The organism is Enterococcus sp. DIV0806c, assembly GCF_051710905.1.
In the GTDB taxonomy this organism is placed as follows: Bacteria; Bacillota; Bacilli; order Lactobacillales; family Enterococcaceae; genus Enterococcus_B; species Enterococcus_B mundtii.
The window spans coordinates 1,222,037-1,247,423 of record NZ_JBIOLO010000001.1 but is presented as its reverse complement, the minus strand read 5'-3'; the positions used below and the strand labels follow the sequence as shown (position 1 = coordinate 1,247,423).

35 protein-coding genes are annotated in these 25,387 nt (G+C 35.0%); 7 read left to right on the top strand and 28 right to left on the bottom strand.

Going from position 1 to position 25,387, the window contains the following annotated elements; genetic code table 11:
* Positions 1-159 precede the first annotated feature (159 nt).
* From IGK77_RS05960 to IGK77_RS05885, 16 genes are all read right to left on the bottom strand, one after another.
* Positions 160-537, bottom strand: a complete 378-nt coding sequence (locus tag IGK77_RS05960) for a YopX family protein (protein ID WP_071866025.1) — start codon at positions 535-537, stop codon at positions 160-162.
* The gene (locus IGK77_RS05955; protein WP_438713068.1) at positions 534-668 is read right to left on the bottom strand and encodes a hypothetical protein; all 135 of its coding nucleotides are present in this window, start codon (positions 666-668) and stop codon (positions 534-536) included. Before IGK77_RS05955 ends, IGK77_RS05960 begins: the two co-directional genes overlap by 4 nt.
* Complete coding sequence (locus IGK77_RS05950) at positions 665-1,171, bottom strand: hypothetical protein (RefSeq protein ID WP_438713067.1); 507 nt, start codon at positions 1,169-1,171, stop codon at positions 665-667. The genes IGK77_RS05955 and IGK77_RS05950 overlap by 4 nt, the downstream gene beginning before the upstream one ends.
* A 12-nt stretch (positions 1,172-1,183) precedes the next feature.
* Complete coding sequence (locus IGK77_RS05945) at positions 1,184-1,570, bottom strand: hypothetical protein (RefSeq protein WP_301357463.1); 387 nt, start codon at positions 1,568-1,570, stop codon at positions 1,184-1,186.
* Complete coding sequence (locus tag IGK77_RS05940; protein ID WP_176285272.1) at positions 1,567-2,070, bottom strand: hypothetical protein; 504 nt, start codon at positions 2,068-2,070, stop codon at positions 1,567-1,569. Before IGK77_RS05940 ends, IGK77_RS05945 begins: the two co-directional genes overlap by 4 nt.
* The gene (locus tag IGK77_RS05935) at positions 2,057-2,377 is read right to left on the bottom strand and encodes a hypothetical protein (protein ID WP_438713066.1); all 321 of its coding nucleotides are present in this window, start codon (positions 2,375-2,377) and stop codon (positions 2,057-2,059) included. The genes IGK77_RS05940 and IGK77_RS05935 overlap by 14 nt, the downstream gene beginning before the upstream one ends.
* 147 nt (positions 2,378-2,524) lie before the next feature.
* Positions 2,525-2,818 carry a hypothetical protein gene (locus IGK77_RS05930; RefSeq protein ID WP_438713065.1) on the bottom strand — a complete coding sequence of 98 codons (294 nt, stop codon included), beginning with the start codon at positions 2,816-2,818 and terminating at the stop codon, positions 2,525-2,527.
* Between the two features lie 12 nt (positions 2,819-2,830).
* Positions 2,831-3,580, bottom strand: coding sequence for a helix-turn-helix domain-containing protein (locus IGK77_RS05925; RefSeq protein WP_438713064.1), 750 nt, complete (start codon positions 3,578-3,580; stop codon positions 2,831-2,833).
* Positions 3,581-3,583: 3 nt separating this feature from the next.
* Complete coding sequence (locus tag IGK77_RS05920; RefSeq protein WP_438713063.1) at positions 3,584-4,270, bottom strand: putative HNHc nuclease; 687 nt, start codon at positions 4,268-4,270, stop codon at positions 3,584-3,586.
* Between the two features lie 5 nt (positions 4,271-4,275).
* Entirely contained in the window at positions 4,276-5,010 is a 735-nt protein-coding gene (locus IGK77_RS05915) for a DUF1071 domain-containing protein (protein WP_438713062.1), read from the bottom strand.
* Positions 5,003-5,344: a hypothetical protein gene (locus IGK77_RS05910; protein WP_137072225.1), complete on the bottom strand. Its 342-nt coding sequence runs from the start codon at positions 5,342-5,344 to the stop codon at positions 5,003-5,005. The genes IGK77_RS05915 and IGK77_RS05910 overlap by 8 nt, the downstream gene beginning before the upstream one ends.
* Positions 5,345-5,560: 216 nt before the next feature.
* Positions 5,561-5,686, bottom strand: a complete 126-nt coding sequence (locus IGK77_RS05905) for a hypothetical protein (protein ID WP_276528488.1) — start codon at positions 5,684-5,686, stop codon at positions 5,561-5,563.
* A gap of 138 nt (positions 5,687-5,824) precedes the next feature.
* Positions 5,825-6,013, bottom strand: coding sequence for a hypothetical protein (locus IGK77_RS05900; protein WP_438713061.1), 189 nt, complete (start codon positions 6,011-6,013; stop codon positions 5,825-5,827).
* A gap of 11 nt (positions 6,014-6,024) precedes the next feature.
* Positions 6,025-6,780, bottom strand: a complete 756-nt coding sequence (locus IGK77_RS05895; RefSeq protein WP_438713059.1) for a BRO family protein — start codon at positions 6,778-6,780, stop codon at positions 6,025-6,027.
* Between the two features lie 319 nt (positions 6,781-7,099).
* Complete coding sequence (locus IGK77_RS05890; RefSeq protein WP_438713057.1) at positions 7,100-7,246, bottom strand: hypothetical protein; 147 nt, start codon at positions 7,244-7,246, stop codon at positions 7,100-7,102.
* 33 nt (positions 7,247-7,279) lie between these two features.
* The gene (locus tag IGK77_RS05885; RefSeq protein WP_077152144.1) at positions 7,280-7,474 is read right to left on the bottom strand and encodes a hypothetical protein; all 195 of its coding nucleotides are present in this window, start codon (positions 7,472-7,474) and stop codon (positions 7,280-7,282) included.
* Between the two features lie 291 nt (positions 7,475-7,765).
* On the opposite strand from IGK77_RS05885, the gene IGK77_RS05880 reads away from it, so the two are divergent.
* The 4 genes from IGK77_RS05880 (at position 7,766) to IGK77_RS05865 (ending at position 10,829) form a co-directional block, all read left to right on the top strand.
* Positions 7,766-8,077, top strand: a complete 312-nt coding sequence (locus tag IGK77_RS05880) for a helix-turn-helix domain-containing protein (RefSeq protein ID WP_077152143.1) — start codon at positions 7,766-7,768, stop codon at positions 8,075-8,077.
* 72 nt (positions 8,078-8,149) lie between these two features.
* Positions 8,150-8,500 carry an ImmA/IrrE family metallo-endopeptidase gene (locus IGK77_RS05875; RefSeq protein WP_242695366.1) on the top strand — a complete coding sequence of 117 codons (351 nt, stop codon included), beginning with the start codon at positions 8,150-8,152 and terminating at the stop codon, positions 8,498-8,500.
* Positions 8,501-8,577: 77 nt separating this feature from the next.
* Positions 8,578-9,345, top strand: a complete 768-nt coding sequence (locus IGK77_RS05870) for a LysM peptidoglycan-binding domain-containing protein (protein WP_347082570.1) — start codon at positions 8,578-8,580, stop codon at positions 9,343-9,345.
* 119 nt (positions 9,346-9,464) lie between these two features.
* A complete protein-coding gene (locus tag IGK77_RS05865; protein WP_242695367.1) occupies positions 9,465-10,829 on the top strand; it encodes a recombinase family protein in 1,365 nt (454 codons plus the stop codon).
* Positions 10,830-11,068: 239 nt separating this feature from the next.
* On the opposite strand, the gene IGK77_RS05860 is transcribed toward IGK77_RS05865, so the two are convergent.
* Entirely contained in the window at positions 11,069-11,344 is a 276-nt protein-coding gene (locus IGK77_RS05860; protein WP_019724534.1) for a hypothetical protein, read from the bottom strand.
* 97 nt (positions 11,345-11,441) lie between these two features.
* Positions 11,442-12,134 carry a DNA-directed RNA polymerase subunit omega gene (locus IGK77_RS05855; RefSeq protein ID WP_074799726.1) on the bottom strand — a complete coding sequence of 231 codons (693 nt, stop codon included), beginning with the start codon at positions 12,132-12,134 and terminating at the stop codon, positions 11,442-11,444.
* Between the two features lie 210 nt (positions 12,135-12,344).
* Here IGK77_RS05855 and IGK77_RS05850 point away from each other — a divergent pair, with 210 nt between their 5' ends.
* Positions 12,345-12,557: a DUF378 domain-containing protein gene (locus IGK77_RS05850; RefSeq protein WP_010735711.1), complete on the top strand. Its 213-nt coding sequence runs from the start codon at positions 12,345-12,347 to the stop codon at positions 12,555-12,557.
* A 400-nt stretch (positions 12,558-12,957) separates the two neighbouring features.
* Positions 12,958-13,572 carry a LysM peptidoglycan-binding domain-containing protein gene (locus IGK77_RS05845; protein ID WP_074799727.1) on the top strand — a complete coding sequence of 205 codons (615 nt, stop codon included), beginning with the start codon at positions 12,958-12,960 and terminating at the stop codon, positions 13,570-13,572.
* 114 nt (positions 13,573-13,686) lie between these two features.
* Here IGK77_RS05845 and IGK77_RS05840 read toward each other — a convergent pair whose 3' ends face one another.
* The 8 genes from IGK77_RS05840 to IGK77_RS05805 all read right to left on the bottom strand — a co-directional run bounded on the left by IGK77_RS05840 (position 13,687) and on the right by IGK77_RS05805 (position 22,197).
* Entirely contained in the window at positions 13,687-14,211 is a 525-nt protein-coding gene (locus IGK77_RS05840) for a hypothetical protein (RefSeq protein ID WP_071866409.1), read from the bottom strand.
* Between the two features lie 98 nt (positions 14,212-14,309).
* Positions 14,310-14,912, bottom strand: coding sequence for a hypothetical protein (locus tag IGK77_RS05835; protein ID WP_071866408.1), 603 nt, complete (start codon positions 14,910-14,912; stop codon positions 14,310-14,312).
* 41 nt (positions 14,913-14,953) lie between these two features.
* A complete protein-coding gene (locus IGK77_RS05830) occupies positions 14,954-15,292 on the bottom strand; it encodes an LPXTG cell wall anchor domain-containing protein (protein ID WP_065096554.1) in 339 nt (112 codons plus the stop codon).
* Positions 15,293-15,667: 375 nt separating this feature from the next.
* Positions 15,668-17,140 (bottom strand): helix-turn-helix domain-containing protein, encoded by a 1,473-nt coding sequence (locus IGK77_RS05825; RefSeq protein WP_074799728.1) that lies wholly within the window; start codon positions 17,138-17,140, stop codon positions 15,668-15,670.
* A 322-nt stretch (positions 17,141-17,462) separates the two neighbouring features.
* On the bottom strand, positions 17,463-18,956 hold the full coding sequence (locus IGK77_RS05820) for a helix-turn-helix domain-containing protein (RefSeq protein ID WP_074799729.1): 1,494 nt from the start codon (positions 18,954-18,956) through the stop codon (positions 17,463-17,465).
* A gap of 413 nt (positions 18,957-19,369) precedes the next feature.
* Positions 19,370-20,317 carry an ABC transporter ATP-binding protein gene (locus tag IGK77_RS05815; protein ID WP_074799730.1) on the bottom strand — a complete coding sequence of 316 codons (948 nt, stop codon included), beginning with the start codon at positions 20,315-20,317 and terminating at the stop codon, positions 19,370-19,372.
* Positions 20,314-21,852 carry an ABC transporter permease/substrate-binding protein gene (locus tag IGK77_RS05810; protein ID WP_074799731.1) on the bottom strand — a complete coding sequence of 513 codons (1,539 nt, stop codon included), beginning with the start codon at positions 21,850-21,852 and terminating at the stop codon, positions 20,314-20,316. The genes IGK77_RS05815 and IGK77_RS05810 overlap by 4 nt, the downstream gene beginning before the upstream one ends.
* A gap of 129 nt (positions 21,853-21,981) precedes the next feature.
* On the bottom strand, positions 21,982-22,197 hold the full coding sequence (locus IGK77_RS05805) for a hypothetical protein (protein ID WP_010735720.1): 216 nt from the start codon (positions 22,195-22,197) through the stop codon (positions 21,982-21,984).
* A 511-nt stretch (positions 22,198-22,708) separates the two neighbouring features.
* On the opposite strand from IGK77_RS05805, the gene IGK77_RS05800 reads away from it, so the two are divergent.
* On the top strand, positions 22,709-23,374 hold the full coding sequence (locus IGK77_RS05800) for a YitT family protein (RefSeq protein WP_071866403.1): 666 nt from the start codon (positions 22,709-22,711) through the stop codon (positions 23,372-23,374).
* A 79-nt stretch (positions 23,375-23,453) separates the two neighbouring features.
* Here IGK77_RS05800 and IGK77_RS05795 read toward each other — a convergent pair whose 3' ends face one another.
* Both IGK77_RS05795 and IGK77_RS05790 read right to left on the bottom strand, forming a co-directional pair.
* Entirely contained in the window at positions 23,454-24,509 is a 1,056-nt protein-coding gene (locus IGK77_RS05795; protein WP_081355922.1) for a zinc-binding alcohol dehydrogenase family protein, read from the bottom strand.
* A 151-nt stretch (positions 24,510-24,660) separates the two neighbouring features.
* Positions 24,661-25,353, bottom strand: a complete 693-nt coding sequence (locus tag IGK77_RS05790) for a hypothetical protein (RefSeq protein ID WP_066025374.1) — start codon at positions 25,351-25,353, stop codon at positions 24,661-24,663.
* Between the last annotated feature and the right edge of the window lie 34 nt (positions 25,354-25,387).

Genomic DNA, 25,387 nt, shown 5'->3' with positions numbered 1-25,387 from the left:
TATATCTAAAATCTTTAACTATGGACTTGACCAATCGTTATCTATTTTTATTAGATATTTGATTGGCCTATTTCTCGCAGTTGTTACTTTTATCGCATATCTAATCTATCGCTTTAAAAAGTAACAACTAAACCAGTCTAAATGGCTGGTTTCTTACGTCTACTCCTCTAATAGATCACTATTCTCCCAAATATTCCCGATTACCTCTTCTTCGCCCGTCCAAGAATAGCCATTATTTAGTCCTGAAAGATACCATGCTGGCATACCACCGATAAACGTCCCGCCATACTCCTCTAACCAAATGACTTCATGAGGACAACCACTAGTACATTTGATAATATCGCCTTGATAAACGTCTACACCGTTCTTATCCTTCAGTCCTGTAGATTGCATGAGTATGGTATCGACTTCAAAGCTGTACCAATCACCTCTACCGTCTTCTATCGATAAATAGCCTATATTATCAATAAAATCTATTAATTCAACTTCATGCATTGTCTTGTTTTTCTTATCCCATGCCCGAAACTTCAGTATCATCTGCTGTCTTCCTCCATATTTTCCAAAATAGTAATAGCTTTCTCTATGCCTTTTCGCTCTTCGTTAGTAGCGCATGCGTATAGATAACTTCTTAATCGACGAATGGCTTTACTGATCGATATTCGTTTCATTTGCTGTCCCCCAATAACTCTGGATTCTCGTATATATTGCCTAAAATAGTTATATCATCAGCTGTTAAATTGAATGCGTGCAAGAATACCTCTTCTAAATCATCTTCGGTTGGTAAACTTCTTGAGATTGACATTCCATCTATTTCGTTTGGTATTGTCTGCGGATTGTGATAATCATATTTAGCCTTGTTAATTATCCAAGCTGTTCCAGTTTCATTTAAATCAACAACTCCCATCAAATGATTTTCTTGGTAGAATCCTGCTACATATTCCTCCCAAAAGATATCAATTACATCGCCTTTAAAAACTTCTTTCTCTCCGTCATCATTGAATGAATCATCCATATATCCTTTCAGCCCTGTGGATTGCATGAGTTCAACTTCATCAAATTGGCGGTCAATTCGTCCACCTTCTAAATCCACCAATTCATTAAGCCAATCGATAACTAAAACATTTATTAATACTTGTGTTTCTTTATCCCACGCTCGAAACTTTGGTATCATTTGCTGTCCCTCCTACTTATTTTCTGTAATGGTGAAAGGCACAATGCTCTCAGGCATATAGTTGACTTCGTATTTGTATTGGTTCACTTCAGCGCCTACAAGATCTTCTATCACGTACATGTTGAACTGAGTCATATTGATTAAATGCTTTTTATAAACTCCTTCTTCCGTTTCGACTAGTATCTCAAGTTTTTCAGAGTTACTAGTATTTACCGAAATTCTTCCAATAACCTCAAATTCTACTGTGTTAGATAATGTGTTCATAACAGCGACACGGCGAATTACATTGAAGTTATCTGCTTCTTGGCTTACATTATGAGACACTTTCGTAGCTTGACGACATGCTGATAAGCTAAAAACCATACCTATAGTCACAATTAACATTATTAGTTTTTTCATTTTTCTTCCTCCAAGTATTTGAATGTTCGTTTCTTAACGTCTGTCGTTTCCCTTTTCGCATACATATATATCGTGCTGGGCTTCAACCCTAGCTCCCGACCGATATCTTCACATAATCCCTGAACTAAGATTTTTCCATCGTGATATACGGCGATTCTTTTCCTTTTTTGATTTCTTTTTATATACTGATTTTTTTCTTCATCTGGAATATTTTGTTCACGCCACTTGGCCCAAACAGAACCACCAACGCCAAGTGCTTCTTTAATGGCTTTGACAGTGTAACCAGTTTTTCGTAGTCTCTTATAATCTTCATAGGTGAATGTTTCAAAATTCATCTTTTGCAGAGGGTGTGAGTCGTCCATCGTGTCATAATCAATGAAACCTCGTATCACCTGAACCTTCTTAAGCTCCTCGTCTGTTAGATCCTCAACGGATCGACCTCTCATTATCTGCATCATCTTTTTTCGATATAAACGTTTTTCTTGCTTAGATAAACTCATTCGATCCTCCTTCGATTGTGCATACCTCTTCAAACTGTCTGGTGATACGCTCAAGTGCCTTTTTATACTCGATAATACTTTTTATCACGCGACCTTCTCTCATCACGTAGTCACGCTGTATGGCTCTTAAACACATAGTCAGTGTTTGATAGTAGCCAATAAAGGAAGTCGCTTCTTCTTGCTCGCCTTTAGCATTTTCGGTATATTGGATCTTTTCAGACTCATCACGTACGACACGTGAGAGAACGATATTTTTGCAATCGCTTGTAGTTGTGATCCGATAGTCCTCTATTCGCATATCTAACATTCATCCTGCGCCTCCTTTATTATTTTTAGTACTTGATCAAGTGCGCTCTCACGTCCGCCGTGAAATGTATTTAACCATTTGTCTTCATACGATGCGCTTTGCCTCATCGCTTCTTTGTGCATTAGCTCCACTTGGGCTTTCAACTCATTAATCTCCATGACAGTGACCTTGTCTTTCTAGTTCTTTTAAATGCGCTTTTAGTCCTTTGATACATTCCCAAAAAAGCAATTTCATATAAGCTGTTTGCCTTAGTTTTGTACGATCAATGTAAAAAGCATAATAATGTCTTAATTTCGCCCAACATCTACGATCATTTTTGATCTGTTCGAGATTAACTGCTACCAGTTGGTCATGTACGATTCCTAAAATGTCATACTCCTCATCTTTTTTGTACTTAGCGATTTCTTTGATTAATCCTAAGTAGTCAAAATTAATATCCAAATCTTCTCCCCCTTACGCTTCATCCCATCGGGGCTTATTTGATCGTTCTAGCGCTTTTTTCTTTTGATAGGCTTCTTGGTCGATTGCCCATTCTGGGAGCGTCTCTCGTCTCCCTGTGCGCTTGTAGCCATTATTCATTTTCTTCTTAGGCTCACTTTTTTCTTTCCTTGCCCAGCTTCGAATAGTGGCCAAGTAGTTTTTATAAGTTTTACCAGCTGATTCACAATACTCGGATAACCGTTCAATCCGTTCTTGATAATCATTAGGGAATTCTGTTTTGAGTTTCTCCATTTGATCATCTGACAAGAGAACATTTTTATACTCTCCGTATTTATGACGGATAGGCTTAGCCTTCGATTTTTTCGAAGGCGGTAACTCTCTTATATATTCTTTTGTATTATTAAATGTATTATTAATAGATGTATTATTATCTTGATAGATTTCTTGGTGACCCCCCACCAAATTTTCTTGGTGACCCCCACCAAGAATTCTTATATACCTAGCCTCGATTTCTTTACTACCCTCTTTAAATTTAACTTCTCGGTAAATATAGCCTTTTTCTTCAAGTGACTTTAGCCAATTCTGAATTGTTGGCTTACTTACTTTGTATTGATTGGCAAAGTATTCATTACTAGCCCAGCAATAACCTTTTTCATTACACAAAGCTGTGATTTCTCCATAAAGAAGTTTTGCACTAGGTATCAATGAATCGTCATATCTAACATTTGCAGGTATGATAGCGTAATATCCTCTGTGATCCACTTTTTATCCTCCAATATTTAACTTTTTGATCGTTTCTTGATTTAACTTAATCCCTTTGATTTGATACTTATTTTTAAAATTAGTCACACCTAGTTGATGTTTTTCTGTGTGGTGTATTCTACAAAGTCCTGCATAAGTGTATTCTGAATGATCAATTTTCTTACGTTTTCGTCTACCCAATGCTTTATCGAAGTGATCAATGTCAGCTCCTGTTCTTCCACAGATACAACAGACTCTTTTCGTAATACACTTATAGAAATAGTATTCTTGATTCGCTGGTAAGATTTCATACCCTTCTTTAAAAGGAATATGATGTTCAAAGATGAAATCTAAGATGATATTTGCTAGGGTGTTTACGTCACTTACAGTTGTATCCGATTCGTCCTTGAGGCTTATTTTTCGACCTGTGACACCTTCAAAACGAAAGTAGAAGAATTCCTTCCAGAAGTCAGTTGGTGTGCCTGTATCGATGAAGATATCGCCTATAAGCGCATAGATGAAATTTCTTTGCTGGGCTGTGAAGCGACGTGGATCGATGAAACGCACTTCAATAATCCGATCGCCTTCATAACCTTCGTACATCGTTTTAAGTCGTTCGATGTTTACTTCTTCGTTGATCGTTGCACCAATGTCGTTACCTTTAAATTTCTTTAGTACCGCAGAATAAGAGTCTATTAATGGTTTAAACACTCATATCACTTCTCTTTGACTTCTTCTTTGTATTGGTCTTCTAACCAGTTAACACCTCGTTTCAGAACACCTAGATCACGTTTAGTCCATTTGCTATCATCCGCTGTAATAGAAGCCGCATCAGTCAACGCAACAATTGCTTCATCAATTGTTTTTTCATACTTATTAGCAATAAGCTGTAAAGCATCCAAAAATAGTTTTTTACTTCGCTGACTCGCAACTTCTAGCATTGAAACATCCTCTGGCATATCTTCACCGGCAAAGATATATAAACCAAGACCGAACATTGCGAGGTTTTTTACTAGACAACGCATGATTGTCTTGTTGATATCGAACATAGTTGCCGCTTCAACTCTCTTTTTAACTTTTCCAACAATTTCTTTTTTCTTCGTTTCGTTATTCCATTGATAGTCATTAACTTCATAGGTGTACGGCTCATCTTTCATTGCCTTGTTTGCTCCGTCCATCACTGGCAGCCACATATCACGCTTTACTCCATTGACTGTGATACTGGTAAAGACCATGTACCCTGTTTTTTCATCAAAGAGATAAGGACGATTTGTTTCTGGATCACGATAGATTTCGTAGTCTACCTCTTCACAGATCTTGCTGACTTCTGCCCACGCCCATGCCCAAGATAGATAAGTCAGTTTATTTCTTTTTTCGACCACATCATTGACGGTTATCTTGTATAGGCTATTGAATAATTTGTTATCGTTGCGTTGCGTTCCTTCACTCATCGAATTCTTCCTCCATTTCAGCAATGTATTTTTTCCCTTGTCCGTAGTATGAGATATCGATCAAATTTCCCCTCTCGTACTCTTCAAGCGCATCAATCAAGCCATCTTCGATGACGTAGATATATTCTGGTTTATTTGAATGTTTTGATAGATGGATAAGATAGACATGGTCATAGATACTCACAAAATTCCCCAGATCATCTTGATCACATGCTAGTTCTTCATCCGTCAAAAGATTTCGTCTAATTTTTCGGTTATTTGTTCCTTTAATATTCATTTTTCCCCAATCAGGGTCAGTCAAATATTGATCTAGAGTGGAAAGTTCTTTTTCCATGTGTTAACATCTCCTTAGATGCGTTTTCTTTAGTGACTCTATGCTTGCAGGCGGAGTCACTTTTTTGTATTTTTTCTCCACACTTTGGACAATACGGTCCATCCCATGGATGACACTGTTGTAGTAAATTATTGTTAAAACGTAATGTATAGCGCCAATCCGGACAATTAAAAACATGTCTGTAAAATAGATACTCTTTTATTTTTTGTCTTAATTTCATTTAATTTCCTGCCATTTCTTTTGTTTGTTGATTACCTGTTGACTTAAGATAGTTGACTTATTGTCATACCACCATCTATCAGCAATCATTTTTCCTTTCTTCAAAACTTCTTTTCGATCCATACGTTCTCCTTTCTTTCGAATCTAATAGGTTTATCAAAACCATTAAACTTGCGAAAATACTTCCTCCCACTACGCTGTAGTGTGCTACTAGTACGAGTAAACCTAAAATGACTCCGATAAAAAGCGTGTCTGTCTTTTTCATAGTCTTATCTCCCTATTTTTAATTTCTAACTTGCGTAAATCTTCAAGCTCAGTCTCAATCAGCTCTGCTTGTCTATCTGAAAGCTCATCGGCTTTTCTGAGTGCTGCACGATCATCTTGTAATTCTTTTCTACGTAGCCTAATAAGATTGAGAATTTGATGTTCTTGTTGTACTGTATAAGTCATCAACTTACCTCCTATACATCCTCATTCAAAAATTTATTTATAAAGTATTGCTGTCCTTTACCAGTAACTAGAGGCGTGAACTTTGTCACTAACTCACCTTGAGAATTCGTGCGTACATGCTCCCTCACGTCCATAATTCCTAAATCCATAGAACGTTGCGTTGGTTGATTCTTACGTCGTCCGTCTCGACAAAGATAACCATTCTCTCTTAACCAAATGAACAAACGATTTTGCCCAATATTTATACCGTTTTGTTTTAGAATCGTGGCTAATTCTTTGATCAAACATGAGTTAACGCTACCTCTTACTGCATCTGAGAATAATGCTTTAGGCTGCATTTCTTGGATAACCAAATCTTTTTGTTTTAGTTGTTCACTTGCTTGTAACAACAGATCTGCTAGTGAGTTTGGATTGTGTGTAATCTCATACGCTTTTTGATCGGTTAGGTATGCGCCGTTCTTTCTAATTGTTGGTAGAACTTCACTCGTTACCCATCGTTTGAACTTTTTAGCACTTGGCAGCTTGGATTTAAGTATTAAGCTGTATAGCCCTGATTCGTTGATGATCGTCATGTTTTGTTTTCCTCCAAGGGTGTCCCATTTCGTTACCCCCTTGTCTTCTTCATCCACATGATTTAGGATTGCTTTTTGAGTGTTGCTATATCCTAAGACTTCTGCAACGTCTTTACCTACAAAATATGGTTCGTCATTTACTAAGATTGTTCGAACTTCGTTTTGTTCGAAATTAAAAATTTGTTGTGTATTCATAATTTTCTCCTTTCAGATCAAATAGTAATTTAAAATCAGTACCACTAAAAATAACGATTCAAGTAATAAATTAAAATAGGCGATCTTTACTAGCATAAAGATCATGAACTCAATAATAGACACGTCAAGTCATTACAAAATCTCATCCTCATATTCTTAATTTCGGGTACTCGTAAATTTTCTAGCTCGTTCGCAATTGTTTTTACTCTGTAATCAGAAAATTTATTACCTATTATCAAAGTAGAACGATTATCTTACAGCTTTATCTACCGTTTTTTGATAAATCCTGTAATCATATGCTCTGGTTGGTTTGTATATATCATTTCTCACTATCATCTTTAAATACAGGTTCCACTACAACTCCAGTCCTACGGGTAATGCTCTTTGCAATAACCCACCAAGCTCGTCGAATCGCTTCAGAAGAAGGTTTGTTTTCTAGTACAATAATTAAGTCTTCTTTTGGCATAATTCCCCTCCTATCATTAAACTCGGTTTCTCACTACCTTCGAATTCGATAGTCACGAATAATTTCTAGAATAGTTTTATTCGCTTTTGGACCACTCCAGTGCCCATCAATAATTTGTTGCATACGAACTCGTGTATACCCATATGCAGTTGCTAAATCGTCCATAGTGATGCTGTTTTTCTTCATGAAAGCTTTGATTGCTTCGCGACCATTATCAAGATTCGACATGTGCTCCCTCCTCATTTCATTAATTATGTAAGTTAAGATGATAGAAATTTGTATAAAAAAGTTGACTTAAATTATACATTCGTATACTATATAGACATAGATAAATACGCCTATAACAAAACCTTTAATTCGCACTTGGTCGCCAAACTTTATGCTATAAGGTGTGTTTTAGTTTGCTATTTTTCTATCAAATTAACTTACAAACAAATAATAATACATTCGTGTACTTTAGTCAACCTTTTAGTTACATTTTGTGTACTTTTTATTTGTTTAGAATTGGGGAAGTCTTATATGACACTGTTTGAAAGGATAAAAAAACTAGCTGCAAAACGTCAAAAAAGCATGAAAGAAGTTGCTGTTGAATTAGGTTTTAGTGAAAATCTTTTTTATAGATGGAAAACTACTGAACCTAAAGCTAGAGATTTAGAAAAAGTTGCCGACTATTTTGGAGTATCTGTCGATTACCTCTTAGGTCGTGAAGATAAAATATCATTAGCTGAGAAACATGGAATTTTTGCTTTTGACGGTGGTGATATAACTGATGAAGAAGTAGAATTTTTAAGGTCTGTTTTAGCTGCAAAGCGAGCTGCCGAAAAAAAGTAAAGTGATGTGATGATTTTGTGTAGTGACATTAATAGACATTTATTAAGCTTAGTATCTGACATGGGTTTAGAGTTGCATTTTATTGAAATGGAAAGAAGTGGTTTTTATTTGTCTGAGGAAAAAGCAATATTGTTAAGTAAGAAATTGCTTGATAAAAACTCTGATTTCGAAATTTCGCATGAGCTTGGACATTGTATAAAGAAGCATGAAGAATTAACTGCATTTTACAACGCAACTGATTCAGCTAGAAGAAAATTTGAGTTTGAAGCGAATAAGATTGCTATTGAAATCTTATTGTTCCTATGGTCAAACGAATACGATTTTGAAAAAGAGCATCTAAATGCAGTAAAATTCATGGAATACTATCAAATTCCTTGGAACTTAGAAAACTGTGTTCGAGAAACTATGAGCAATTTTGTATAAAAATAGTCCATGCTTCATCACGAGCAATATATCTGTTTTTCGCCTCTTACATTATAATATGAACGGAGAAATAAAAAATGAAAAAGTTATATTTAGGGCTTGCTATTCTAGGAGTATTCATTTTAGGTGCATGTAACGCTAATACTCGTTCTGATTCAAGCAAAACTTCAAATAGTTCTACAAAAGAAACTAAGATAAGTTCAACAAAAACTAGCTTAAGTTCCACCTCTGAAAGTTCCATAAGTACATCTACTACCTCAAAGGCGCAAGAAACATCGGATAGTAGTACTAACTCATCGTTAACAGCTGATACAACTAGCTATCAGTCCATCTTAAGTGAGTATACACTTAAGATTCAAGATGCTACACCAGGATTAATTCAGGAGTTTAGAAACGAAGTATCAACAAATACTAGTGGAATTGATGGTCTAGCAGCAATTTCTAACAATAAAGTCGAAAAACTGGCCATAATCTCGACTGACGGTGTTAATCAAATGGCAAATTTACATTATTCACTGTCTGATGATTATTCTATCTATGAATCATGGGCAAATCAACTAATCACCATCTACACTGAAGAATCACAAAAAATTATAGGAGAATATCTAGCTAGTTCAGCAGCAACAAATAGCGCTCATACTGGAATAACAACTAGTTCTCCTGATACTCAAGCACAAACAACGCCTTCATCTGAGCCTACTGTAACGACAACTGTCCAAGCAGGAGAAAGCCCACAGGATATAGCTACTAGATCAGGAATAAGCATGGATGCATTATTCAATTTGAATGGAATGGATCTAAACAACTACATGCTTTACCCTGGACAGGAACTAAGAATAAAGTAAATATAAAAAAACAAAACACGTCCCACCGACCAAAGTAAGTACGTGTTAAGTAATCAAAAACCTAGCAATAGGCTCTTGCTATACAGTCTATTGTAGCAAAGAAAGTGAGTAATTACACTATGAAAAGAGCTGCATTGTACATCCGAGTTTCCAGCGATCAACAAGCAAAATTTGGTGATAGTTTAAGAGAACAGCAAGATACACTTCAAGAATATGTAAAAACGCAAAAAGATATGATCGTTCATTCAATTTATATTGATGACGGGATAAGCGGTCAGAAACTAGAACGAGATGAATTTAAGCGCTTAATGAATGATATTGACTCTGGTTTAGTTGATATTATTCTATTCACAAAATTAGATCGTTGGTTTAGATCGTTAAAACACTATTTAAATACACAAGAATTACTCGAAAAAAATCACGTCCATTGGATTGCTGTTTCTCAACCTTACTATGACACTACTACAGCATATGGGAGAACATTCATTAATCAAGTTATGAGCTTTGCCGAACTTGAAGCGCAAATGACAAGCGAGCGTATGAAATCTGTATTTGCAAACAAGGTGAAAATGGGCGAAGTTATAAGTGGCTCTACCCCGCTTGGTTACTCTATAGATGATAAACGCTTAAAGCCGGACAATCAAGCGCATATAGCGCAAGCTGTATTCGCATACTACAACGAGCATGCTAACCTAAATAAGACAGCTAAATTCCTTTTAGAAGAATATGGTATATCTCGCACCATGCAAGCTATTCGTTCCATGCTAAGAAATAAAAAATATATAGGTGAGTTTAGAGATAACAAAAATTTTTGCGAACCTATTATAAACCAAGAACTGTTTTTTTCTGTTAACCGGCAATTGTCCATGAACCAAAAATCTAATGTCAAAAATATGTATTTGTTCTCAGGTATTTTAGTATGCGGTGAATGCGGTAAAAAAATGAACTCAGGTCAAAAGTCAGTCTGGGGAAATAAAAGAAAAGATGGCACACGTATCAAGTACCCTCCTAAATCTATGTATTCTTGCCGATACGCGTACCAACATCCTAAATGTCTGAATACTAAGTCAATACGTGAACACGTATTAGAAGCACGTTTGTTAGACAATATAGACGATCTTATCAGTGTGGAAATAAATGAACTAAAATCAGTCAAAAAAAAACTGCCTGACAATAAGTATAAACAAAAAGCTATAGAAAAGAAAATTGATAGATTAAAAAATGCTTACCTTAACGAAGTTATCAGTTTAAACGAATTTAAACACGATAGGCAAAAATTATTAACTGAACTAAGCGAGCTTACTTTAACATCTGAAGAAAATAGCACTAAACAAAAAATCGAGAACCTTGAAACTCTCCTAAGTATGAATATTAAACAAAACTATAGTAATATGGAAATGTATGAACAAAAAACGTTCTGGCGATCATTTATAAAAAATATTAAATTCGACTCTTCAAAAAAAATTACAGTTAATTTCCTATAATTAATGCAGACCTACTAACGAATAGTGTCAGACATGCAAGATTGAGGGTCTTGTGAGCGCAAGCTCGTGTGGGTTCAAATCCCATCGTCTGCATAAATAAGTAAAACTCATGGTTTATGCCATGAGTTTTTTTGTTTTTATTTGAAAAACAAGGCAGTTCAACGAGTCAATTTACATTTTTTTCTACCTATATAAGAGTAATCCATTCGTCATTGCTATCAAACATTGTTTTTGTTCTCTCATTTGATGATCTTCTGTTTAGGGAAGAGACTATTTTCAAAAGCGACAACAATGTTTGGTTTTTCTAATACCGTGTAGTCTTTGACGACAAATTGCTTACGGTTATTATAGTAGCCTTTCACAAATATCTTCATTCCTTCATCGACATCGGCAATAAAATTAAGACTATGATTAGCAATCAAGCAATTCTCTGACCCTAAAGTAAAACGGATCAGTGGTCGTTCCCCTAGTTTGATCGTTCTGATTTTTGAGACCGTGCCATATTTTCTTTCCATTGTCATCTCTCCCCTCATCACCATTATACGAACAAACGTTCCGTTTTTCAAGTGATTTTCCTTGAAAAAACAACTCTAAAAAAAGTATCTTTAACGTCTACTTATTCACTTGGCGATCAACTATTTGTTGAGATTTTTCCGCCGTTTGCTTTGCATCGTTTCTCGCTTTTTCTAATTGTGCGATATAACTTCTCAAATTACTATTTTCTGCTGAAATAGTTTCTAATTGTTTCTTCGTTGTTGCTAAATCAGTTTGTAAATTTGTTTTTTCTCGATTTAATTGGTTGATTTGCTCATTTAACTGATTGACAGTGCTTTGCATCTCTGTATATTTGCCCTGAATCTCTTGGAGTCTAGTATTCCATTGACTATTTAGGGTGTTGATTTCGTTTATTTTTTGAGTGATTTCATTGATCTTATTGTTGATTTCGATTTGTTTGTCATTTAGTTGGTTTTCTTTACTGGTTAATTGGTTTTGTAAATTTGCATGTTCAGCAACCAATTGGCTTTTTTGCGTTTCCAAGTCAGTGATCTTTGTTTGGTATTCTTGCGCTTTTGTTTGTATGTTTTGAAGATCTTGATTTTTTATTGCTAATTGACTATTCAAGTCAGTGATTTTTTGGTTATGGTTTGTTAACTGTTGATCAAGTTTTTCTAAATTTTCGTTGATCTTAGTGATATCAGATTCCCCACCCCAGAATAAAACTTCTCCTGCAAACCGTGTGCCTGTATAACCAATAGCCCCTAGCAACAATGCAATCAATCCAGTAATCATCCATTTTTTTTTCATGTTCTTCTCCTTAATAAATATTATTATTTTATAACCAGCTAAATCTAATCTTTTACTTATCTATTGTCAAGACATATCTATTTTTAATTTTCAAATTCTATAAAACGTTGAAATGAAAGGACTATAAATTAAATTACAGGCAATATTTTAGTACAAATTCTTTAATTGTTTTATAATAATAGTATGTCATATAGGAAAGGGGTAATTTCAATGAAAACTTTAGATATGATTGCTTTAACATTGTTGATTGTTGGAGGATTGAACTGGTTATTAGTCGGTTTATTAGAATTTGATTTAGTTGCGACGATTGCAGGCGGCTCTACGACTATTTTAGCTAAAGCTATATATATTATTGTTGGGATTTGTGCTATTTATTGTTTGAAATTCTTTCCAATGATCTCCAATCGTGTAGAACATCAATAATTGGGATTTGATTTTTTTAGAACATGGGGCAAACATTTGCTCCATGTTTTTTTATTGATTAACTTCTTCGTATTGTCGTCTATAGACTTAAGAATAGCTATTATGATTGATTGATATCCAGCCATTTTATCTTCTACAATAGAAAAAACATATTTATTGCCCGCTTAATATTTTCTTAACTAATTTTTCTTATCAAAAAACGAGAACATACATTCTTTTAATTAAAGGAAAGAAAGCGTTTTTCGGTTACATATGTTTCGTTAAATATTACAAAAAAGGTAGCTTTGTCATAAACTGTTACGTTTTTATCACCTATGAAATGTCTCATCATGGTAAAGTATTACTCGTTAGCGAAAACAGCTAATCAAAATAACTTTTTAAAATACGAAGGAGATCTTTCATGAAATCACTTAAAACTATTCTTTTTGGAACAACTTTGGCCGCCGGCGCTGCATTATTTATGGGTACTTCTGCACACGCAGACGAAGCCTACACTGTTCAATCAGGTGATACTTTATCAACGATTTCTCAAAAATACGTTGGTGACAACTCCTTGATCCAAGCAATTGCCGAAGCGAACTCAATCTCAAACATTCACCTGATCTTTTCAGGTCAAGAATTAACTATTCCTACTGGTGAACAAGCAGCTGCTCCTGTCGCTACTCAAGCGCCTGTAGAACCTGTTCAAGAAACAGCTCCAGTTGTGGAAACACCTGTAGTGGAACAAGCTCCTGTAGTAGAAGAAGCGCCAGTTGTGGAACAAGCACCTGCTACTGAAGTAGCTGTTTCAACTGGTACGAACGATGCCAAAGAATGGATTGCACAAAAAGAATCTAGCGGTTCTTACACAGCAACAAACGGACGCTATATCGGCCGTTACCAATTAGACTCTTCTTACTTGAACGGTGACTACTCTGCTGCCAATCAAGAAAGAGTAGCAGAACAATATGTTGCCTCTCGTTATGGCTCTTGGGAAGCTGCACAAGCTTTCTGGTTAGCTAACGGTTGGTACTAAGAACGATTTAACATTGAGTTAAAAGCAAAATAAATAAAAAATTGGAAGGCTCGAAAATAGATTATCTATTTTCTGAGCCTTCCATTTTTTATTTATGTTAACTTCAATCAGCGATCAACTAATATTGATTGTACCATCGATCGTTGTTGTATTGACCAATTTTTCTTCGTTATAAATATTGTATAAAATTCTAACATCATGACTGCCAGCATCAGGTAGATTCTCAAAAGGGATAGAGTCTATTCGGTTGTTTGGAGGAATCAATCCTGATTTATACAATTGTTTATTATTGGATGCTAGATAGTATTCTACTTGGATATTGAATGCATTCTGACCATTATTACGTACATCGACACTCGCTTTTCCTTCTTTATCAACCTCTATATCATGTTTCAAAAGAATACGCATTTTGTCTTTATCCACTTGATCTTGCATTGCTTTTAAAATATCTTCATTACTCAATCTTGACAGATTATCATCTAAATCAGGCAACCCTGCCACTACTTGAGGAGGAGATTGATTAAAATAAAAGTATCCGCCAATCCCTGCTACAAGACATACGAGTAGCAAAGAAAACAAGATATAAGTTCTCTTCTTTTTACTATGATTCTTTTTTTCAATATTATTACTATGTGCCATTTTTCTCAACCTCCTTTCTCAAATTATAAGTGAAAAGTCTGTCATTCAGACTCTTTCTACTAAATTAGGTAATGGAATACTTATCAACTTTGCTAAGATTAGTTAGCCAATGCAGAAAAATGGAATGACATCGTGTATGCAGGTGTCACAATAACATCTTGTTGGAATGGACTAGTGATTGCTCCTTCAAATTTCAAGGATTTTGTTTGGCCTGTCCCAATAGTTGTCAAATAAGTACGAGTATCCAAGAACTGTCCAGAAGCACTTTGCAAACGAACCGCTGCTTCATTTAATGGTGTAAAGAACAAATCTTGAGTGATCCCAGTTGAGCTTGTCTCCGCAAAACTTTCTACTTCGATCATCACTCTATGTGAAGTTGAATTATTTGTCATTGCATATAATGGTGAAACGATCTCTGGTTGAGGCGTTCCATCTTCTGCCATCGCATTTGCATATCTTACAGTCGTAGGGATCGTGATATCGATATAGCGTTTATCTTCTGGATCAACTGGATCCCATTCTCCGATCCACCCTGAAACTTGAACATCGGCTTTGTCATCACCTTTAATCGTTTGCCCCGGTGTATTATCTGGTTGTCCAGGAATCCATCCCAAATCATTGGCAGCAGCGTTCATTGATCCAAGTCCCAAACCACTTAATAAAATTGTAGATACAATCGCTAAATTACTTAGCTTCTTCATATTGAATTTCTCTCCTTGCTGAAATAACCTATATTATTTCACTAAATTTTTTGTAGTCGTTCTTCTTTTTGATTGAACGTATAAAACAATCCTATCGAAAAAAGAGTAAGCAATAAACCGATCAAAGCAATTCCATTGGTCAAACGTTCCCCAGTTTGTGGGAAATTAGAGGAAGAACCTTCACTTTTGTTTGATGTTGGACCTGTAGCTTGCTGTTCTTCATTTTGGGTACTCTGCCCTGTGTCGTCTTGATTTTCGGAACTATTACCTAAATCACCGATCGTTGCTTCGACATGAACTGTTTGTATTTCTGATTGTTGAGCATGATAGACAGTTGGGCTCATAACGCATAACAGCAACACACCTATCATGTAATACATCGTCTTTTTTATCTTACCCTTCACCTCCTAATATAAACGACACGATTCCCACAAAACAATTATCCTTAAAAAACCAACACTTTTAAAACCAAGTTTTACCGCCAGTTTGGTAAATAAAATAAGAATATATAGTTATTTATTTTAGTAACAAATACAAACAAGACTTACACTTATTGACTAATACCCCATATATAACAGTGATAAGATAGCATTATAGAGTCCATATGAAACCAAGAAAAAATAAATAACATATTATTTTAACCAACCAGTCTGAACTTTTCTTAATAATTCCCACCAAAAGAAATAATTGAGTAAGATATCGCGGAATCGAATAACTATCCTGAAACAATTGCCAACTGATTTTTGTATAGTAGATCAAATCTCAGCAAGTTCATCCACTTTGATGTGATAGTACTCGACCAATTTATCAATGATCGCTTCATCTAAATAGTTAGAAATCCCAAGAGTAGGCACTTCAAAGTAGTCATTGGAATATATATCTGTCAGAAGACAATCAAACTTTTTTAAATAATCATTTTGTATTTTTGTCGCAGGGTTGAGAATCTCTATATTGATATTATGTCGAAAATAAAATTTGATTTCCTCTTTGAGCATACGCATATGATCATAAGAACTATCTAATAATAGTGCGACATGGAGTTTTATCTTTTGCTTCCGTACTTGTACCCATAGCTCTGACCAGGAAGTCAACAACTTGAAGACGGATTGATGGATCATTTCATCTAGATAGCTATGAAATGCAGATCCTAATGTCTGATAAATCTCAAAAAAACGTTCTTCTAGATCTTTAACTAGTGTGGGACTGTCTCTTTTTACGTTTTGAAAGAATTCTCGTTTCTTATTATGTAAAATATAGGTGGGTCTTACCATATTCATGGTTGTCCAATAAATATCATGAATCAATTGATCACGATTTTCACAAACTATACCAAACTTATTTTCTAAGTATTCTATTACTTGATTAAGTTTATTTTTTTGATTTACTGCATCAACTTGGACATTTAAATATTGTAATCGTAAAGTTGGATGAATCGGTTGATAAAACTCATAGAAAAGTTGTTGGAGGTTTTCTTCTCTTAGATGGACAGCAAAATTTTCATCGATACGTCCTAAAAGTTCTGTTTCATTTGCGAAATGTTGAAAAATAAACGGTACATTTCCCGATATCAACTTATAATCTTGCTTTAAACGAATAAAACATATAAATAAATGAAATTTCATATTTCCTAAAAACAAGTGGCTGTCATTATTGACTAATGCCCAGATCGTATTCTCTTTTACAAATACTTCGATGATATCCGTGATCAGAGTGATATCATCGATTTTCATTAGATTCTCAGGTAAATTATATTTTTCTGCAAAGAAAGCAGAAAAAAAATCTCTAATATTCCCTTCATTACCTACAATATCGAGATGATTATTGATTTTAAAATCATACTTACTGATGACTTGATTAATTCGATTAATAATACGTGATACTTGTGTTTCAGATATATATAAACTATCACTTAGATCATCTTTTGAACTTACTTTTCTAAAAAATAGTGTTTCAAGTAAGGTGTATTCCAAACTCTTACTCAAAATTTTTGAATAGATGAATGCTTTCGGTGTTTTCAGATTTTTCTTTAGCAATACTCCTGATCTAAAGGAGGTTTCAATTGTCAGTGGTGCAATCATCTCATTGATTTGCGAAAGATCATTTCGAGTTGTTTTTTCTGAGCTTTCGATCATTTCGGCTAATTCAGCTGTCGTCATCCACTGAGTATCCCATAATATTTCCAAAATCTTCAACTGACGTTTCAAACGTCCATCTAAGATTTCTCTCATTTCGTTTCCACCTCTCCAAACAAAAAATATTGAACGTCTACATTATTTTTAACATAGTGATTTATCTAAAAATAATCTCAATCTACCGACTGCTTGGTAAAATAACGATAGAACTTATAGGGAAATGTATTGAAAATATCAATAATTCCATCATTAAAAAAATTGGTATAGTTGAATAAAGATAAGGTATTCTCATTTATTCAGTGATTGCTCTATTTACAACTATTTTCAAAGTGAGTATTTACCAATGGTTTATTGGATTTTTATTAATTAAGAACAAGAAAAGATATGCCAGTTTAGGCATATCTAATAAATTGGATTATTAAATAGATTGCATCACAAGTTCTTTTCTAAATAACTGGATACTTTCTTTTCTGTTTATAATAAAAGTATGCAATTTGTGAATGAACTCATTATCGAAATAATGGGGAATACCAATGACCCTCGATTGTTCGACGGACCCTCGGATTGTACAAACATCTGTCAACACACAGTCATATTTTTCTAATTTTGCTTGGCTAAACAGATCAAATGGTGACAAGATATCAACGGAATATGTACTTCTAAAATGCATTTCGATTTCTTCTTTTAACATACGCAAATGACCGATGGGTACATCCAAGATCAATGCGGCTTTGATCTGATGAGTCTTTTTCATCTCGATCCTAAAATCAGACCACTGCGTAACCAAACTATAAATCGATTGATACACCATATTTTTCTTATCAAATGCTTTAAGTTCAAGTTCTTCATATATTTCTGCAAAACACTCTCTTAATTCAATCATGATCGTTTGATTTTCACCCATTAATTCCAAAACAAATTCTTCAATCACATTATTCAATATAAAAGTCGGCCCAGTGATTCGAAAACTACTCCATAAAATGTCAGCAATCAATGTATCACTATGGGAACACTCAATATTAAATCGTTGGGATAAATCTTTGATCAGTCGTTCAATTTTACTATGTAAGGATGATTGGAAAATACCTAACTGTTGACAAGATCCGGTCACTTTAAAAGGTTCGCAATAGTTGGCAAATAAGTTGTATAATACGTCTTCATTCAGTTTAATTTCAAAGCATTCTTTGCATTTACGTTTTAATTCTTCATCATTCAAAATAGTTTTGTAGCTAAACACAGTTGCTTTTTTTTCAATAAAAGCACCTTGCTTACATCGATATAGCGCAGCAAGTACTTTTAAATGTATTTTATTTAATAAAAAATGATGTTGGTCATTCGCTTCAATAATCGTTATGTTTTCCTCATAAAAACATTGGATCAATCGATCGATTAATTCAAACTCTTCTTTTAAAAGAAGCGTTTCCGCTGAAAGATATTTTTCATACATCAAACTAGCAAATAATTTACGAATATTTATCTCTGAACCTTCAATCGTCAATTCGTGACTGATTTGTATCGAAAATTTATCTAAAACTGAATTTAGCTTGGTCAGTAAGCGGTTCAACTGTGTCTCTGAAATAAACAAGCAATCACATAACTCACCTTTAGTAAGATTCGGATTGATAAAAATTTCTTCAATGATCTGACATTCGATGCAGTTTTGTAAAAATAAAGAATAAAGATGTGTCTTTGAGACTCCGAGTGTTTTATCCAAGAAAACACCATGTTTAAAAGATGTTTCAATTTTAAGCGGTTTGATTATTTCATTCAAATGTTTGATATCCGTTCGTATCGTCTTTTCCACTCCCCCGATGACTTGAACAATTTTTGATACGGTCAACCATTCATTCTCCCACAGCAATTCTAATAATGCCAATTGCCTGGTACTTTGTTTATTTAATATTCCTTTCATTTTACTCCCCCAAATCTAATAAAAAAGCACAGTAATAAACAAAAAAATAACACCCCGACTGTGATTTTTCCATTTTTTTCTTATATGATTATTCAATTTTTATTTAAAGTTATCATTGAAATAAGATTTCCCCAAAAATATATGTACTATTACTTAATCATAATTTTAAAATATAAATCACCTTATGTCTACAAGAAAAATGAAGATAACGTGAGATATTTTTAATTTTTGACTAAATAATATCCGTAATGATAAATGATCGAGTAAAAGCATCCAAAAAATTATGCCTTTATTCGATCATTTCTTTATTTGTTATTCTAATACGTTTTTAAATAACTTTTATTGATTTATACCTTCTTTAGTGCAGTTATCTAAATAATTCATGGATCACATATCTAAAACATCCAAATGAATCAAATCTGCTTCCCACTTAAAAATGCAAAGACATTTTCTCTAGATATCTCTCCAATAGGTATTTCTTGCTTGTAGATGTTGACTTTTTCGACTTTTTCTAATTGAGCAAATAATTGTTTTAATGGTGTATCAATCTGAACCACTCTTCGTTGTTCAGTGATCTCTTTCTCAAAAAAGCCAGCAAGAATAAGTTGTTCAACTGTCTGGTCATTGTCTTGGATCGATTCCTCGAAGAAACTACGAACAAAGTCATTTTCAGGATGCATCAATAATCGCTCTGGTGTATCACATTGGATCAATACCCCTTCTTTCATCACAGCGATCCGATCCCCTAATTTGATTGCTTCTTCCATGTTATGGGTAACAAAAACAATTGTCGTACCTAATTCTTTATGAAGTGACAAAACGAGCTCCTGTAAGGAAGTTCTTGATAGAGGGTCCAATGCACTGAAAGGTTCGTCCATCAAGATCACTTCTGGATTTGCTGCTAGTGCCCGAATGATCCCTACACGCTGTTGTTCTCCTCCAGATAATTCTTGTGGCATTCGATCACGATAGACATCGGGATCTAAACCAACTTTTGCCAGTAACTGATCCGAAGTCTCGGATCGTTTCTGTTTTTCCCAGCCTAACATTTCAGGGATCACTTCGATATTCTGCTTGACAGTCATCGTTGGAAACAATGCGATCTGTTGCAAGACATACCCCATTTGCCAACGCATTTTTTGCAAGTTATAGTCCTTTAATGATTTACCTTTGAAATATACCTCCCCCACACTTGGTAAAGACAGCCCATTGATCATTTTTAGTGAAGTTGTCTTGCCACTTCCCGAAGGACCTACCAATACAAAGATCTCTCCCTCATTGATCGAAAGGTCTAATTGTCTAATTGCATATTTATCATTAAAGATTTTCTGGACGTTTTTAAATTCAATCAGTTCGGTCAATTGTTACCCTCCTTCACTAACCCTTGGTCAACCAGAAATTGTCTTGCCACTTCAGCTGGTTGTTTTTTCTCGACATTTACTTGATAATTCATCGTTTGCATCTGTTCCTCAGTTATTTTACCGCTAAGTTTCTCTAGAGCAGCCACGACTTCTGGATGGTCATTGGCAAAATCTTCATTCATCAACGGTGCGCCTTGGTACGTAGGGAACAATCCCCGATCATCTTCTAGGACGACTAAATCGTATTGTTTCAGTTCACTGTCGGTCGAATAGGCATCCACAACATTGACATCACCATTATTTATTGCTTGGTAACGTAAACTAGGTTCCATGCTTTGGACACTCGGAAAATCTAACTGATAAAGTTCCTGTATCCCTTTGTACCCATCCGCACGATCGATAAATTCTAACGTGAATCCTGCCTTGATTTGATTCTCGATTTTAGCTAAATCAGAAATTGATTTTAATTGGTGTTCATCCGCAAAGTCACGTTTAACAGCAAGAGCATATGTGTTTTGATAAGCCATCGGACTTAAAAGTGTCATTGAGAACTGTTCATTTAACAGTTTATTGGCCTCATGATAAGTTTCTTCTTTGGTTAATTTTTGGTCCTTGACTGATTCAGGAACTGTAACCAAACTCTCTAATACTGTTCCAGTAAACTCTGGATAAATATCGATTTGTTTGTTTTCTAAAGCACTGAATAAAAAACTCGTTTTGCCGAAATTCGGTTTTAATTCGACTTCCGCTTCGGTTTCTTCTTCGATCAACCCTTTGTACATCTGGATCAATATATCTGGTTCTGCACCAAGCTTACCGGCAATCGTGATTTTCTCTTGTTTCAAGAAACCAGTTTGATATATGGAAGCACCTGCGACTAAAGTCAAAATCAAGCCTAAAGTGATCATCGTATAACGAGGTTTCAAGTGTTGTAATAGACGGATCAAGCTACTGAAAACAATGGCTAACAAGGCAGAACTGATTGCGCCGATCAAAGTTAAAACAGGTGTATTCCGATCGATCCCTAACAAGATAAATGTTCCTAGCCCGCCTGCACCGATCAAGGCTGCTAATGTCGCTGTCCCAATGATCAATACCAACGCAGTGCGGATACCTGAGATTATGACAGGCAGCGCGATGGGTAACTCTACTTTGATCAATCTTCGAAAACGAGACATCCCAAAAGCAACTGCTGCTTCTTCGATTGATGGATCGATTTCTGCTAACCCTATATAAGTGCTTTGAAATATTGGTAATAAGGCATATAAAATCAAGGCGATCAACGCCGGTAAAGTGCCGATCCCTACAAATGGAATCAATAATCCTAAAAGTGCAAGTGAGGGAATGGTTTGCAGTACACTCGTTACTTGTAACAAAAATTCTGCCATTCTTTTATGGTTGACTGCCCAAATAGCAAGTGGGATCGCAATTACTGCGGCAATCAATAATGCAATCAATGAAATAGATAAGTGCTGAAATGTTGCTGCGAATAATTCTTCTTTTCTCTCACTGAGCGTTTCGATAAACGTATTCATATGACCTTCCTTTCTGTTCTCCTTTAAGTATAAACATAGCGAAGTAAATCCCCAACTAAGTTGTTTTAAAAAAAACTTGCAATCGACTAGATGGTGAGAAGTGATTGCAAGTTTTGTTTTTGTATTTAGTTATTTTGAATCATACGTAGCTCTATGTTGATAGAAGGTTTCTTCATACCTGCGTTTTCGTTCATTTTGTCGATACTTTTTTTCATCCCACATCACAAACCATAATACAAACGAAGGTAAAAAAATCAATAATGCTGTTTGTAACCCATAATTACCTATAATAATTCCAAAAAATAAAATCAACAACATCGCACCAAAACGTCTCATTGATTGCATCTCTGATCACCTCTATTATTTTATACCGAACAATTGTTCGCTCTTTTATTATACGAACAATCGTTCCCGTTGTAAAGTAGAAGTTGGAATTTTGAACAAAAAAAAACAGCCAGTAACTTTTAAAATCTCGTGGGGGAGATACTTGTTTACTGGCTTGTTCAATAATTATTATACTTTAAGTTGTGTGTCAGTGACCAAAAAAGTAAAAATCGGTTGTTTTAACATCATAATCGTTAAATTTGATAAAATAATTTATGTTTTTTTATCTTTAAATATTTTTTTTTATTTATCACGCTCTTTTATTCACTCTTTTTTTATCCCCTAAATTATGCACTACATCTTTTTACAGAGAATCATTTTTGATTTAAATGATTGTTTTACTAGGAGTGATTGACCGAAATTAAATATGCTTCATTATGTATATTTTTTTCTATTTACCTATTGAATTTATAGAGTCGTTCAGTGTAATATAAAGATTGCTGAAAATTTTCAAAAAGAAAAGAGGTTAGAGATGAAACAAGTAAAATTTTTATTAGACTTATGTGGAATTATTTTGGGGGCTGCTCTTTATGGATTAGCGGTAACCGGAATCAATCTCCCTTCAAAATTAGCTGACGGTGGTGTCACAGGAATTGCTCTTTTACTTAATCATTTATTTGGCTTTGCGCCTTCCATCACCTCACTGATCATAAATTTACCTTTATTGCTGATTTCCTTGTTTATTTTTGGAAAACATGCATTTATTCGAACGATCGTCGGAACATTTTCTCTAGTCTTCTTCTTGCATGTATGGGAAAATTTAAATGTCCACTTTGCTGTTGGAAATCTTTTAGTGAATAGTCTAATGACTGGCATTCTTTCGGGAATCGGTTGTGGCTTAGTTTTTCGTTTTGGGGGCAGCACTGGCGGAACAGATATCGTTTATCAAGCAATTGAAAAATATTATCATGTGAATATCGGGAAAAGTCTATTTGTTATCACGTTTGGGATTTTAGTTGTGTCTTTGTTGTATTTGGATTTTACGCATTTTGCCTATACTCTTTTGAGTTGCTCAATTTTATCTTATACATTGAATAAAGTGAAGTACTTCCGCTTCGCTAATCCTTTCAAAAAAATCACAGCTCCATCCCCAACAGTCAATCAATTAGAGCCTCTGGAAGATTCATATATAGATTGAACCATTATCATAAAAAGCAACTACCTTCTCAAATAGTCTTCTATTTTGAGAAGGTAGTTGCTTTTTATAGTAATCCTTACTAGATGTCTTGTAGATCCAGTGAACCACTGGTTTTGAACCCACCCGACAGAACGACTTTTCCTTGTTGGCCACCTTCACTCACCAACTTCATCGCTTGTTCAAGTGAAGCTCGGTTGATACCGTCTGAGTAAACAGTTGTTACGTGGCTATGAAGTTTATTTTCTTCAAATAACTTTGTCAATGTCTCTAGGACCGCGCCTTGTGTTGCGATTTCTTTATTATGATCTGTTTTTGTGAAAACATACTCCCAATGGAAGCTGATTGAATCATTTTTATATTCATTCCAATCGATTTTCTCTTTTGTATTGACGATCATGCCAATATGCCCTAAAGGTTGAATGATTTTTTTTATTTCTGGTAGGTAGGATTCAATATCATACAACACTGCGATATAGTCAACACCATCGCTCCCAGCTTGTTTTAATTGGTCATAAAGAGAATGATGGTAATCAATTGGAACGTCTACGCCATTTTTTTCAAGCCATCCAAAATTTTGAGGACTAGCGGTAGCATACACTTTCATCCCCGTCCACTTCGCTAGTTGCGTCATGATCGAACCAACACCACCTCCCCCATTGATCACCAAAAGCTCTTTCCCTTCATTCGCTTTTTCTTGAGGAACTAATTGAAACTTTTCAAATAGCAATTCATAGGCAGTAAGTGCAGTCAATGGAATCCCAGCAGCGGCTTCGTCACTAAGATTCTTAGGAGCTTTCGCAACGATCCGTGCATCAACGATTTGATACTCTTGTTGACTCCCTTCACGTTGAGTCGTTCCTGCATAATAGACACGGTCATTTAGCTTGAAATCCTTTACAGCCGAGCCCATTTCCCGAACATAACCCACGCTATCATAGCCGAGTACGGTAAATGTTTTTTCTTTGACGATTTCTCTTCGCTTCGTATCTACAGGATTGATCGAAAGTGCTACAACTTCGATCAATAAGTCGTGTTCGCCAGGTTTTGGTACCATAATATCTTCTTCAATCAATTGCGGATAAGGGGTCTCACAAGTAAAACCAAACCTTTTCATTGATGAGGGTCTATTTATCATTTTACTATTCCTTTCTACTGCAATAATATAGTCGGTCAAAAAAAAGCTGTTCCACTCCAACCTCCAGACATTTTTTCACAAGTCCTGCTTGTTTCTTATTTGTCTGAATGTTTGAAGGAACAACTTTTTCTCATACTTGAGTAGTCACTACTTATTGGAAATAACCATTGCCTTTCAAGGAATTACCTTGGTCATTGATCAGGCCTTCCAACGAACGATCTAATACTCCGTGAGTTTTCTTACTTGAACTTTTCTCTTGGTTCATTGTTACACCTTGTTTTCCATCATAGGGTGTATTTTCTGTTTCAAATAAAAGATACGCATTCTTTTCTTTTTTGATCGAAGCGAGCAATTCTTCTTCAGAGATTTTATTTTTTTTCGGATCAGGAATGATCGAAGCTGGTACGTACTTAGGTACAAAATAAGAACGTTCTCTTCCCGAACGATTGAATACACTTCGTGATTGGCTTGTTTTTTCCTGTGTTGGTCTTTGCTCTGAAGGACTGGCATGACGAGTATAGCCGAAATTCGTCTGACTGTTTCGTTTTGTTTGTGTTTTTTTACTCTGTCTATAGTCTGGCAAATTTTGTTTATGTTTTGCTAGATTTGCTTTTTGTGTCGAAGCATGCCGAACATTGACTGTCGAATGAGGATTTTTTTCATTTTTTGAATAATCTTCAAAATGAAATTCATTGATTTGTTCGAACAATGGTTTGTCGCTTGTATCGGTCATCAGATCATCTTGCCCGTCAAACAGCACACGTCTATTTTCATTTTTTAACTTTACCCCTATATGATCATCGTATGCAGGAAAGCGAAAATGTTTTCGTTTGATTTCTGTCATGTAAACCATCCTTTTTAAGTGGACTTTCTCTTAT